This is a genomic window from Formosa algae (assembly GCF_001439665.1).
Taxonomy (GTDB): Bacteria; Bacteroidota; Bacteroidia; order Flavobacteriales; family Flavobacteriaceae; genus Formosa; species Formosa algae.
The window spans coordinates 36,197-49,165 of the sequence record NZ_LMAK01000078.1 but is presented as its reverse complement, the minus strand read 5'-3'; the positions used below and the strand labels follow the sequence as shown (position 1 = coordinate 49,165).

Genomic DNA, 12,969 nt, shown 5'->3' with positions numbered 1-12,969 from the left:
TTATAACGATTTATATTAAAACGTGTTTTCGAATTACAATGTGATTCGAATGAGTTAACGTATCAAAACATATCCATGTAATTTTAATCTTTTAAATATTGGGTTTATGAAATCGTATCCGCTATCTGTAATCATTTTGCTGTGTTTGGCTATTCTAATGGTAGACGGCATCACCTTTTACTGGTTACAGTCGGTGTTACAATGGATAGATCTTAGTGTTTACACATACATTATTAACGGTTTATTTGTATGTTTTTCTATCGGACTCGTTACAGCGATTATCGTTTTAAAAGTGCGCTTAGATCATATAGATGTCAAACGGAAACAGCGACTCATTTCATCGCTCTATGGTTTAACAGTATCGTCTTTTGTACCTAAAATTATATTTGTAATGTGTATTACAATACTTAGTGTTACAAATCAGATGTTCACGCCTATAGAAAACTTGTGGTTCATTCCGGTTTTGGGGTTAATCGCGGGAATTTTACCGTTTTTAGTCATTGTGTATGCGGTTTTTAAGGCTGTGTATCATTTTAAAACCTATCATATTACGGTGCATCATCAGGATTTACCTAAGGCATTTGAAGGATTTCGTGTGGTACATATCTCAGATTTACATTTGGGAAGTTTAAATTATCGTTACAAGGTTTTAGATCGGGCGATTCAAATTATAAATGAATTAAAACCAGATATCGTTTGTTTTACAGGCGATCTCGTAAATAATTACGCATGGGAACTTAAGGGTTGGGACAGCACGTTTTTAAAGTTGTCTCCAGAAATTAAAAAATATGCGGTTTTAGGAAACCATGATTATGGCGATTATAGCACATGGCATTCAGAGGCAGATAAGCAAGTGAACTTAGACACTTTAAAAGCATTTTATTCCCGTATTGGTTTTAAATTATTATTGAATACCAATGCGGTAATTTCAAAACATAATGAGCATCTCCATATTATTGGAGTAGAGAATTGGGGTTTGCCGCCCTTTAAACAATACGGAAATTTAAAGCAAAGTATGTCAGGCTTATCAGCTTCCGATTTTAAAATATTATTATCTCACGATCCGACACATTGGAGCGAAGAGGTTGTAAACCACACCAATATTGCTGTCACGCTTGCCGGTCATACCCATGGTATGCAAGCCGGACTTCAATTTAAAAATAAAGCTTGGAGCCCAATACAGTATAAGTATAAGCATTGGGCCGGTTTATATAAAGAAACCAATCAATATCTATATGTTAATAGAGGTTTAGGTTGGTTAGGATTTCCAGGACGTTTGGGAATGCGACCAGAAATTACATTACTCACTTTAACATCTTAAGGTGGGCTGTAATCAAAAAAAGTAAAACGTATTAATCAATAAAAAATATTAAATTATGGATATTATGGGAGTTATATCAGAAGATAAAAATCAAATGACTTTAATTTACAATTCAGAAACCTCTGTGGGGAAACAAACGTTGGCGTATGCAAATGCGGCAGATAAAAAGTTACGAAGTATAGATATTTCTAAAACTAAAGTTACAGGTACACAATGGGCCGAAATAGCCTCGCAATTAGATGTTAAAATAGCGGATTTAGTAGATCAGGAGCATACAAATTTTGTTCAGAATTTTGGAGATAAAGCAGCCCTTTTAAGCTCTGACGATTGGATTAAAGTCTTACAAAATCAACCAGAAGTTTTATCCGGTTGTATTGTATTAAATGGTAAAGACAGTCTAATTATTACAAACCCATCAGATCTTGTAAAACATTTAGAAAATAATAGTGCGGGGATTGATGAGTAAATGTTACGCCTTTAGCTGAATACCATCTAAATAGGTATTTAAAGTAATAAGGTCGTCCTCATTAATCATTTCTGTATTAATGGCGAGTGTTTTACCATCAGAAATAATTTTATAGCCATGCTTAAATTTTTTAATTTCAGTAATGTCTTGAATAGCGATGTGTTTTGGAAGCGGTATTAGCTTCGAAATCACATTGTTTTCAATGGTCATATACGCTGTAAAGCGTTGTACAAAATACAAACCTAGATATAATACTGCTAGAATTATCCAACCGAATGTAAGAAAACTAATTTGAGATTTGTCTTTGAATACAATATTCAAAATGGCAATAATACTCCAGATAACACCTGCAATAAGATTCATGTTTAGCTTCCTTTTTTTATAGCGTATTTTTATCATGTGGTATTTAAATTAGTAGTACGTATTCTGGTTGTTATTTATTTTTTAATTATGGATTCAACCTAGAATAATTCATTTATGTATTTGTTGGAAACTAAATTACATAATTTTTTGAATGCATTAGTTGTTCTTTGATAAACTTTCTAATTCTGTAAAAATCAAAACTGCCAAACTTATAATACATAGAAATAATTTTCTATGAATATATGTTCGGCAGCATTATTTAAAATGTTTTTTAAGGAATAATAACTTGAATTTACAATTACATTTGTAACGTGTTTGCTACTATATGTTATTTACAATTCAACTTTTCTTGACGTTTAGTTCAGAAGCAATCTTTCCTTTGTGAAATGTTTTGTTTTTAATGATTTCATTTTTACTTTCTATTGTACAAGATAGAATATCCTGTTCTAGTAATGTTATCTATGTCTTTATGTTGATCAAGAAATCGTAGTTCATTTTCATTTAGTAATTCTATCGTTAAAGTAGAAACTTGTCCATCATCATATTCAGTGATTTTCTTATAAATATTAGTGTTTTCTTGTTGTATAAATTCTGATAAAATAAAATTATAACTACTATTTGTTGTTTTAGGTTCTTTCTCAATAGTTTCACAATCTATTTCATTCGTATCAGTAGTGCTATAGTCTATATTGTAAATAGTTTGGTTAAGATACATTAGAATATTTTCTTCAGATATATCAATATTAGAGGAGTTTAATGTATAGCTATTTAAATACACATCACATTTTTCATTATAAGATTCATTTGTGGTTTCCCCCATAGTTTTGTCATTGTAACTAATTGCAACCCAATTTCCAATAATTGGATTTTGCAGACACTCTGTTTTTTCTTTATCAATTTTTAAATTAAATTCAACTTCATCTATTATAGTTTCACCATTTTTTATCAGAGCTTTAATCACTTGATCGGAGTCTTCTAATGTTGTATATTCAAATTTAGCAAGGCCTTCAGAATCTATTTTACTTGTAGAAGTCAATAGATCTCCATCTTTATTTTTGTATTCCCAAGTCATTTCTAAATTAATAGGGTATGTATTTACATTAGGTATTACAGTGTCTAATTTTGTTTTTACAGATAGTTCAATTTCTGTATCAGGACAATATATTAGACTTTCAAGAGATCCCTCGGTGATTTTTTCTAATTTAAAACATGAATACATATTTCCCTGTATAAATTGTCTACAGATAGTGATATCAAATAATGCATTCATATCACCATAATGTTTTCCTATTTTAAACACATTACCTATCTTTCCATAGATATTTATTATTTTAAGTAATCTTTTAAAATAGTTAGTGTTTTTTATTTTTTTACCTATTTCTGTACACTCACCTATAGTTTCTATTGAAGTACTCATTACTTTGATTACTTTATCAACTATAAATTCATCATCCAGTTCGTCTTTACTCAAAGCTTCAATTGAAGAATTGTAAATATCACTAAACAAATCTTTACTGCATCCTTTCAAGTTTAAAAAATCTGATGGGTTTACAGAAGGCATCTCTGGAAGCTCAAAACCAAAAGCATTTAGAATACTCTCAACCATAAGATATACATTATAAAGTGCAGCATCATAAGCCAGTTTACCATCCAAAACCGTAAGACTTGTAGGGCTTCTAAAATTTATTTGATAGGTGCTACCTTCTGTTATAGAATATGTTATAGGATCATTATTATCCAATAAAATCTGATCAAAGTCTGTTGCTAAAAAAAAATATTTTATGAGAGATTCTACCGTTGGTAAATGAAAACTATTACCTTCTAACATAAAATAATCTGATTCTGTCTCAATATCTTTGTTTATGATTTCAACTCCCCAGGTGGCAGTTGTTTGACCATCATTATCAATTTTTAATTGTGTATCACTGTATGTAAGTGTAGGTTCAACTAAATAATTTACATCTGGAATAGACAGATTTTTACCATTTTCTAATTTTCCACCATTACTATCTGAGTTTACAATTTTTTGATTTAATGTAGATAGTAAAGTTAAAGAAACTTCATCATCAAGAGGAGATTTGTTTTCTTTTACAACGACTTCAATGCGTTTAACGAGTTGGTTGAACTCTTCAAAATAACTTATTTCTTTTAAGACCTCTTTTAATTCATCGTTTTCAAGTAAGCCAGTCCAAGGCAACAACCCAACCATTGTTTGTGCCATAGAATAATTGGACAAGATAATATTATCTTCTACCGTAGTAATACTCGCGAATAATATATCTCCATTACTGTTTTCTGCAAAAATAACTTCCTTATTAGTTGCTGTAATATTAGCATACATTTCCATTGTAGGTGTTGCATCAAAAGATTCGTTGGGTGTAGTGATAATTATTACTTCATCTTCCAACTCTACAGGCAAATCAATAGAGATAGATATTTTAGTTGTATCCTCAATAACTTCTGGTTCATTTTCCGAGGTGTTTTCTTCACCGCAGTTAATAAATAAGACAGATAAAATAAGTAAGAATAAGAACAGAAATTTTTTCATAATTGAGTTTAACATTTTTGCTTTAAAACTACTGTCCTTAAATACTTTATACAATACCCATAAATAGGTATATTTCCTTAAATCTTTTGTGTTTTGTAATTTAGATTAATATTGAGTCGTCAGGAACGTAAACTATGTAACTACTTCTAATAGAATTTTTGAATCGAGAAGTCTTTGATCCAGAAACACTTTTTTTAGTGAGATGTTTTTAAATTTTAATCTGTTGATATTTGTGTTTGTAGAATTATTTCAATTTTTATAAAAATGATATGAATTAGATATAATCTCTTAAAACAGTAGACTAAGGCTGTTATTTGCTGTCCATTTTTATTTTAAAAAAGGTTTATTTTGATAGAAAAGCCAAGCATTTGCCTTCACAATATCTGGGTTAATTTATACTGATTCTCACAGCAGTGCTTTTGTAAAAAAATAATGGAATCTTAATTGTTTTTCACCACAGTACTATGTTGTAGGTGGTTTTTATTTTTCAGTTTTAATCGGATTCGTTTTAAATATATAAACAAATAATATCGCAAAAATGACATAGATTATTGAGAGTGAAATAATAATTTCCGAGTGGGTTTGGATATTAGAAGCAACTTTAACCAACGCAACTGCTCCTACTCCAAAATGCATTAGATTTCCAAAAGCAATAGGTTTGTTATAAATTCCTCCAATTAGTGTGCCTTTAGCCATCCAATTTAAAATTCCAAACCCCAAGTATAACGCACTCAATATTTTTACAAAGAGTATTGTTATAACATTTGACTCCACATTTAGATAATCTATTATTTCATTTGGCAGAAAAGAAAGAGTGATTCCTATAATTGCCAAGAAAAAGGAGCTTGAGGTCATTAATATTTTTGTGTTCATTTTTTAATTTTAGAGATACTAATTAATTAGTATTCAAAAACAAAATATTGTTACAAATTTGCAATTAACTCGAATGTATTGCTTTGATGATGCGGTTTTCTTACTTCCAGATTCTAATTCCGATAATCTCTTTTGTGCACATTTAGAGAATTTTTCATTAAGAATAGAATTATGCCCAGCGGGTTTAAATAAGATTAGTGACGTGTTTAAGCACTAAAGCTAGCAAATAAATTACAGATATAAAGTCTGCGAGGACTTTCGTAAGTAAGCTAGAACTAGCAATAAATTATATACGGTGTGTTATATGACGTTTTTTTCATTTTAGAAATGGGATTGCAGGTGAAAACCAACTTTGTTTTCCTTTTTTTATTCTTATATAATTTTTAAAGATCAGTATAAGATTATATAAATAAAGAATTCCTATAAGAACAACAAATATTATTTCTTTGTTCATTCTAAAATTGATTAAAGATAAAACTAGATCAAAAAGATTAAAATCAAATTTAATATATGAACCCTTTGTTGCTATCATGAAAACAGAATAGACTAATAAAGTCCAAGTAATTTGGAAACTAATTATTTTTTTTCCATAATTATCTACAAATTTTATTTTGTCTTTTTTTAAAATCCACATTACTAATGGGATTATTATCCCTAATAATGGATTAAATAATAGACCTGTTAAGGCACTTAAATTTAAAAGAGTCAGATAGCCTTTATCTTCAATGTCTGTCCATTCTAAAAGGTCGTCTGGTGTTACTCCTAGAGCTTGTGTTAATTTTATCAACGTATCTCCTCTCGGTATAGATTCGCCTTTTTCAATTCGTTGAACTGTTCTTAGGCTTATTTTTGATTCTTCCGCTAATTGTTCTTGAGAAAATCCTTTTCGATTTCGTAGGTCTTTAATCTTGATTGCTAAGTTTTGATTATTCATTTTAATATATTTTAATGATTACTCAGCAAAGATATTTTCTAATTGTTCTATTGGTTGCGTCATTTCTATGTCAATCTTATGACATTTTCGCCAATGTTCGGCTCAAATGGCATACAACTAGCAATAAATTGTATACGGTGTTAGGTAAAGTTTATTTTTCCTAGTTACTTTAGAATGAATAACCAACATTAAAAAATACTCCATTCATCGTGGGAGTTAATTCCGTTAGAATAAAATTTGAGTTAACCTTTATTTTAGCTCCTAAACCCACATTCACAGTTGGTAAAAACAGAAAATCTTTTTGACTTCCAACATTTTCGTAATCCTCAATAATATAGTCGGTCATCATTAATACAGCTGCTCCTGCACCAATATATCCATATAGGATGATATTTTTTGGATTGGTCTGAAACTTAATTCCTACCGGAATAATATTTAACATTTGCCATCTATAATTTGATGTTCCATTTGGATATTGCTTATTCCAATTTTTATCTTTGTCACTCCAATGATGATATACAATTCCATTTAAATATGAGAATTTATTTGATTTCTCAATAAAAGTTTTATTTCTATATACCCCAATTCTAAAATGTAATTCTTCCGATTTCAGACTTAATGGAATACCCCCTAAAATATCATAATTATATTCAAAGGGTTCCTTATATATTTCAATTGGATATTCATCCTGAAAATTTCTGTTAAATGAGATGATGTCCTTACTTATCGATTTTTCACCAAAACTTAAATTATTATTATTTTCTGCTTCTAAGTTTTCATCCTTTTTAACATAGGATATATAGTTCTTATATTTACTATCCTTTTTGGAATAACTTTTACCATCTAATTTTATCTTATTTTTTTTAGGTTTTATTAATTGTGCTTCTCTTTTTGAATTATTATTTATTATGAAAAAATCTTTTGAATTATACTTTTCATGGCGCCAAACAAAAAGATCAATTTTGCCCTTCACAATTCTTTTTGCAAAAATATATAAGCTGTCTTTAGAGGTTTTATTATCGTTCATTATTTTCTTCCTCTCAAAAACTCGTCCAGAACTGAAACTAAAACTCAATAGCTCATTAGGGGTATATTCTATATTAGTTTCATCCAATAAATTTCTTTTAAAACTAATCTTATAAGCTAATTCAGAGTCAATTTTGTTAAGAATAAAACCATTGATAGTATCTTTCTTTGTTGTTAATACATATCCTGAATTATATTTGTCTTGAGAATATAAAGAATGACCTAATAGTACAATCAATATAAATAAATTTAATTTTTTATGTTTCATAAAATTTATGAATATATTTTTTTTGGTTTTTATTTATCACGTAGTTAACTAGAATTTTGCCTAACGATTTTATGTATGATTAGTGGCGTCTTTATTTACTAAAGCTCTTAAATAAATTACAGATATAAAGTCCGAGGGTTTTAGTGAGTAGGCTAGAACTAGCAATAAATTATATATGGTGTTACTGTTTTATTTTTTCCATTCTTTTATTATATCGTCAAAGTCTACATCTTTCCATTTTTCTTTCCAAACTTCAATGTATTTAATGTCAGATGATTTTGGGGAAGGAGAGCATTCGTTCAAGTGAACTAGTGATGGAATAGCAATAGACTCTCCAACAAGTAAAGCATCACCTGCTTTTAAAGAAGGCAACATCTCTGTCATATTTCCCATAGTATCAGGTAATAACTTTTTTACATAATTTTGGTCATCTGGGTTAGTCAATCTCATTGCTATAAATGTATTACATTGCGAGAATATTGTTTCTGACACTTCGGAAGGTCTTTGACTTACTATGCCAAGAGTTACACCATATTTTCGGCCTTCTTTAGCAATTCTTTCAATTGCAGCCTTAGAAGATCTGTATTTTACTAGGTCGCTTTTAGGAACGTATTTATGAGCTTCTTCATAAAGTAGTAAAATGGGAGTTTCACAATCAATGTCTTCATTTAATTTTTTTTTGTAATAAAAACCAAACTCGAAAAGCATCCTTGAAATCAGAGAAACAGTTATACTTAATGCTTCAAACGGAATACCCCCTAAATCAATGATTGTAATATTTGAGTTTTTACTTTCTTCTTTGTTATAACCAATGAATTGCTTAATGGTATTTTCAAATGATATTTTTTTTGCTTTTTCATCAAGAAGGAAGTCTAATCTTTTGTCATTTAATTTTATTTGTAATCGATTTATAAAGTTTATGAATTTTGCATTTAACGTTCCTGTTGCACTTCCTTTTTTAATTTTTAGTCCCTTATTAAATAGTTTCTCAGAGGTTTCCTCTGAAAAAGTAAACTCTCCCTCATTGTCGATCCATATTATTGATGTATCAGTTTGTTTCAGCTCGGTATTTCTATATTTCAAATATTGTAATACTTCAATTATGTCGAAATATGAGGGAGAATCAAAATGAATTTTTGATTTTAATTCCTCACTATCTGTTGAATGCTTTTTCTTATTAATTGTTACTGCTTCTTGAAAAATACTTCGTTGATTATGGTCGTTTGCATCTGTATCAATAAATAGTTCTGTTAACTCATCACTATTGAGCAGCCAATAGGGTAATGTAAGATTGTTTATGTCTATGTAATTTGAACTAGGAAATGCTTTTTTATACTCTCCGTGAATGTCAAAAATTACAATATGAGAATTATTTAACCCATTGTAACCACCATTTTTAGAGTTTATAGCTTCCTGTAATACTTTTGCAACTGTATGGGATTTACCAGAACCAGTAGAACCAACAATTGCAAAATGTTTATTGAAAAATTTATTACCATTTACAGGCACTTCAATCTCTTTATTTGTAAGGAGTGTAGCAAATGAGAATTTTTCGTTTTCAGTTACATCCGACTGGTATATTTTTTTAATAACATCAGCACTTGCAGGTCTTACTTTAGTTGGTGGAATTGTTAGTGAATCACCACCTCTTTGAAATTTATCATTTACTAATGTGCCTAGTGGATTGGCTTCTATAATATATTTTTTGTTTTTTAGAATTCTTTCTTCACCGTCTTTATCTATTATTTTATCTTCTTTATACTCTATAGAGTAACTTTCGATTATAACAATTAACTTATGATTATCATCGTCTGAAACTTCTAAGTATGAGCCAACTCTTAATTTTTCTAATTGACTATCTATCGTAGAGAATTTACTTAAATCATCTACTGAAATTTTGACTCTATTGGGATATACCGCAATTACTTCCGCATTCGGTTCGGCTGCTTCGTTTTTTACTGCCATATTATATGATTTTTAATAGTTCATTTGAGTTTTGAATTTCAATGTTAACCTCTCTAATATCTTGATCTATTTTCATAGGTTTACTTTTAAAAAATTGATAAACTTCTTTGAGTCTGTTGTGATTATAATCGACTACTTGATTTAATTCAGTTTCACTATTTATTATTTTTAGAGAAACTTGATTTTCTTTTGATGATTTTATAATAATTGAATTCAAATTAAACTCACTATTTAAATAATCGTAACCATCTTTAAAAACGAGTTCTGTATCAACTAAAATTTCTTTAGTCTTTAGAAGTTTTTGAGAATCAATATTTCGAAAAAAAACATATGGAGCTTCACCTTTAATATCCCTTAGTTGATGTTTTAAAAACTTAACACTTATCGATTTTAAGAGTAATACTAATTCCGAAATATCCTCCGAGCCATCAATTTCAAGAATAAATAATCTTATAGTTTTGTCGACATTATTGAAAGTAAAAAAATCCTTTTTCATTTTCTTGAAGTACGCTTCTTCCCCTTTGAAAAATCTAAAGCTATTTTCGAAAATTACTTTCCTATCATTTTTAAAAAGCTCTATTAATTCTTTCTTCTTACAAGTTCTATTTGAGATTTTATCAGGTGAATTGTTCACAACTAGATTTCTTAAAAAGTTTGACGCTCTACTATGAAAAATAATAGATTCGTCCTCATTATAATTTAAGTTCTGTATTTCACGAATAGTTTGCTCTAATTGTATTTCAAATTGAGGAGCAAAAATTAATTTGAAAGATTTTTTAAAATCCTTTTTTTGTCGTTGAGTATAATTGGTCTTGGAAGAGCCTAAAATTAAATCAATAGAAGTAGATTCTGTATAGCCATTAAAATCTTTAAAAAAACAATAGAGTATATATTTTTTTGTGTTATTCTTTTTGTATTCATCTATTAATTGAATAACTGGTTTTTTTATTGTAGAAGGAGTAAACTTCGTTGCTTCTTTATATTTTACTTGCATTACAAAATCTGCTGTATCAATATCTTGGTTTTGCTCAATATTTATGGCCTTATTTACATCTTCTTCTTTAAGAATTTCAAGTATGTTTTTGTCAATTTGATAATCAAAACCTTTTATTGCATAATATCCTCCATCCATTAGTTATATTCTTTTTGTAGGTTTTTTTAAATTACTTGTAACGTTGTTGTGTAAGGTAAGTTGCGTAGTTTAAACAATAAAATTTATAAATAAAACAGGAACCAAGAAAATCTAAGAGGATTTTCGTAAATAGGCTTTTACCAGTAATTTTTTTACACGGTGTTAGTTGCAAACTTTAGCTCAATTTAATAGTATTAAATAATTTTGTTAACTGCTCAATATCTATGTCAAGATTATGTTTTGATATTTTTTTCTTGATTTTTTCAAAATTCATTTTAGTTGATTCATATGTTTTGTTGTTTTCCTTTCTTAATATTTCAATTAAAAATTCAGCGATTTTTTCTGTAAAATTCAACATTTTAAATAAAATATCACTAAAAGGAATCATTTTTTTAAACGTTCCATCAATATCAATATTTGTAATCATATCATAAACTTTACTTGCTTTCTTATCATAATGAATTGATAAATCACGCTGCTCTTTTATTGAATCAAAATTGTTGTCATAGAACTCATTTAATGCAATTGTAATTTCTTCATATTTTGCAACTAATTCAGGAATATCATTTTCAATTATCATTCGAATTTCATTATTCCAAAATGATTTATTCCGGTTTTTCATTACGGTTTGTCCTTCATTATTTTTGAATACAAAATCATATATTTTTTGATACCCCTCTTTAATTATTACAATTATTTGTCTACTTGCGTAAAGTTTTTCGTAATCGTTAACAGAATTTAAATAAGCTCTTGTTGAAGAATTTAAATCAAGTAATAATAATCCAATTAACATTCTGTATTCTAAAATATTTACAGATTTTTCTAAATGTGTTATGTCAATTTCGTGAGATATTAATAGTTCTTTTACTTTTGAATTCTTTATTAATAATATTCTATTGTTATCTAATGATTTAGTTGTGTTTTCAATTATAAATTGTGTGATTTCAAATAAATCTTTTTTTGTCTCTTCTTTCAATTTCATCGTTTTTTTAGCTTATACCTAACGATTATGTATAAGATTAGTTGCGTTGTTCAGGTACTAAAGTCAGCAAATAAATCACAGATAAAAAGTTCGCGAGGACTTTCGTAAACTGGCTAAGACTAGCAATTAATTTTATACGGTGTTAGCGGTAGACATTTCTATATTATTCCTAATTCCTTAGAATACATTATTATTTGAATAGCATTTTCATTAAATTCCGAAACTTGTTTAATTGCTTTTCTGAAATTCTCTTTCACTTCTTTATTATGGTTCAGTCTTTCTAACTCAAATCTTTCAATATATTTTAATTGTACAAAGTGTGCTTCAAGTTCTGGTCTTTGACTTATATATTCATATAAATTACTTCCATTGTAATCAATATATTGTGAATCAAGTTCTGGTCTGTTAACTTGTAAGAAGTGAACCGTTTCGTGTATTATTGGATGCATCACAGCTTCAAGTCTTTTTGGGATTCTTATTGTACAAATATTATAGGCACTACATTCAAAATTAGGAATGCTATAACCTCTCTCATATTTAGTGTCTGCATATCCGTCTTCTTTAATTATAATATTATAATGACGTTTGCTTTGATATGAGTTTCCGTTTGCATAGTAATCATCCCAATTTTTACCATTAAGACCGATCCAAGTATCTCTTGTGGGAATAGAGAATTCAGTCATTAATAATTGCGTCTGTAATATAATCTCTTCAATATTATAGATCATTCTTTTTCAGTCTTATTTTTTGTTTACCGCCAACTCCTATCATACCAAATAAACATTCGTTTATCCCGGCAAAGCAGCTTATTAAGTTTATTTATATAAAATTGTAACACAGTGTTACTTTTGGTTCTGAATAGGCATTTGTCGTTGTGTTAGAATCTATATTTAGTGTTTAAATTAGATGCCAAATCCTAATTTAACTCAACATTGCTTTTATAAAATACAAAGCGTTGTCTCTAGAAAAATAGCATCTTAATACCTGTTAGGTGTTACCATAAACAAAGTCGCACTGGGTTGAAAAATTTGTTTGGCTTTCTCGTTCTAAAAATAAAGTAAATTTGTTTAATTTGCTTGTGGTAAAACCGT

General features: G+C 28.5%; 11 protein-coding genes. 2 read left to right on the top strand and 9 right to left on the bottom strand.

The window, feature by feature from the left end:
- The first annotated feature begins 106 nt into the window (after positions 1-106).
- Both AST99_RS16940 and AST99_RS16935 read left to right on the top strand, forming a co-directional pair.
- Entirely contained in the window at positions 107-1,321 is a 1,215-nt protein-coding gene (locus AST99_RS16940) for a metallophosphoesterase (RefSeq protein WP_057783807.1), read from the top strand.
- 64 nt (positions 1,322-1,385) lie between these two features.
- Positions 1,386-1,787, top strand: coding sequence for an arsenate reductase family protein (locus AST99_RS16935; protein ID WP_057784054.1), 402 nt, complete (start codon positions 1,386-1,388; stop codon positions 1,785-1,787).
- Between the two features lie 3 nt (positions 1,788-1,790).
- On the opposite strand, the gene AST99_RS16930 is transcribed toward AST99_RS16935, so the two are convergent.
- The 9 genes from AST99_RS16930 to AST99_RS16890 form a co-directional block, all read right to left on the bottom strand.
- Positions 1,791-2,150 carry a hypothetical protein gene (locus tag AST99_RS16930; protein ID WP_157486448.1) on the bottom strand — a complete coding sequence of 120 codons (360 nt, stop codon included), beginning with the start codon at positions 2,148-2,150 and terminating at the stop codon, positions 1,791-1,793.
- 412 nt (positions 2,151-2,562) lie between these two features.
- A complete protein-coding gene (locus tag AST99_RS16925; protein ID WP_057783805.1) occupies positions 2,563-4,698 on the bottom strand; it encodes a hypothetical protein in 2,136 nt (711 codons plus the stop codon).
- A gap of 480 nt (positions 4,699-5,178) precedes the next feature.
- Positions 5,179-5,571 (bottom strand): hypothetical protein, encoded by a 393-nt coding sequence (locus tag AST99_RS16920; RefSeq protein WP_057783804.1) that lies wholly within the window; start codon positions 5,569-5,571, stop codon positions 5,179-5,181.
- Positions 5,572-5,887: 316 nt separating this feature from the next.
- Positions 5,888-6,505 carry a helix-turn-helix domain-containing protein gene (locus AST99_RS16915; RefSeq protein ID WP_057783803.1) on the bottom strand — a complete coding sequence of 206 codons (618 nt, stop codon included), beginning with the start codon at positions 6,503-6,505 and terminating at the stop codon, positions 5,888-5,890.
- Between the two features lie 169 nt (positions 6,506-6,674).
- On the bottom strand, positions 6,675-7,799 hold the full coding sequence (locus AST99_RS16910; protein ID WP_157486447.1) for a hypothetical protein: 1,125 nt from the start codon (positions 7,797-7,799) through the stop codon (positions 6,675-6,677).
- Between the two features lie 189 nt (positions 7,800-7,988).
- Positions 7,989-9,764 carry an ATP-binding protein gene (locus AST99_RS16905; protein ID WP_057783801.1) on the bottom strand — a complete coding sequence of 592 codons (1,776 nt, stop codon included), beginning with the start codon at positions 9,762-9,764 and terminating at the stop codon, positions 7,989-7,991.
- 1 nt (position 9,765) lies between these two features.
- The gene (locus tag AST99_RS16900; RefSeq protein WP_057783800.1) at positions 9,766-10,896 is read right to left on the bottom strand and encodes a hypothetical protein; all 1,131 of its coding nucleotides are present in this window, start codon (positions 10,894-10,896) and stop codon (positions 9,766-9,768) included.
- Positions 10,897-11,071: 175 nt separating this feature from the next.
- Positions 11,072-11,878: a hypothetical protein gene (locus tag AST99_RS16895; RefSeq protein WP_057783799.1), complete on the bottom strand. Its 807-nt coding sequence runs from the start codon at positions 11,876-11,878 to the stop codon at positions 11,072-11,074.
- Between the two features lie 158 nt (positions 11,879-12,036).
- On the bottom strand, positions 12,037-12,606 hold the full coding sequence (locus tag AST99_RS16890) for a hypothetical protein (protein WP_057783798.1): 570 nt from the start codon (positions 12,604-12,606) through the stop codon (positions 12,037-12,039).
- Positions 12,607-12,969: the final 363 nt, after the last annotated feature.

Bases quoted from the DNA above. Each gene is read 5' to 3' on its own strand.
- AST99_RS16920 (WP_057783804.1), bottom strand. From the start codon at position 5,571: ATGAACACAAAAATATTAATGACCTCAAGCTCCTTTTTCTTGGCAATT.
- AST99_RS16940 (WP_057783807.1), top strand. From the start codon at position 107: ATGAAATCGTATCCGCTATCTGTAATCATTTTGCTGTGTTTGGCTATT.
- AST99_RS16895 (WP_057783799.1), bottom strand. From the start codon at position 11,878: ATGAAATTGAAAGAAGAGACAAAAAAAGATTTATTTGAAATCACACAA.
- AST99_RS16890 (WP_057783798.1), bottom strand. From the start codon at position 12,606: ATGATCTATAATATTGAAGAGATTATATTACAGACGCAATTATTAATG.
- AST99_RS16930 (WP_157486448.1), bottom strand. From the start codon at position 2,150: ATGAATCTTATTGCAGGTGTTATCTGGAGTATTATTGCCATTTTGAAT.
- AST99_RS16925 (WP_057783805.1), bottom strand. From the start codon at position 4,698: ATGAAAAAATTTCTGTTCTTATTCTTACTTATTTTATCTGTCTTATTT.
- AST99_RS16905 (WP_057783801.1), bottom strand. From the start codon at position 9,764: ATGGCAGTAAAAAACGAAGCAGCCGAACCGAATGCGGAAGTAATTGCG.
- AST99_RS16915 (WP_057783803.1), bottom strand. From the start codon at position 6,505: ATGAATAATCAAAACTTAGCAATCAAGATTAAAGACCTACGAAATCGA.
- AST99_RS16900 (WP_057783800.1), bottom strand. From the start codon at position 10,896: ATGGATGGAGGATATTATGCAATAAAAGGTTTTGATTATCAAATTGAC.
- AST99_RS16910 (WP_157486447.1), bottom strand. From the start codon at position 7,799: ATGAAACATAAAAAATTAAATTTATTTATATTGATTGTACTATTAGGT.
- AST99_RS16935 (WP_057784054.1), top strand. From the start codon at position 1,386: ATGGGAGTTATATCAGAAGATAAAAATCAAATGACTTTAATTTACAAT.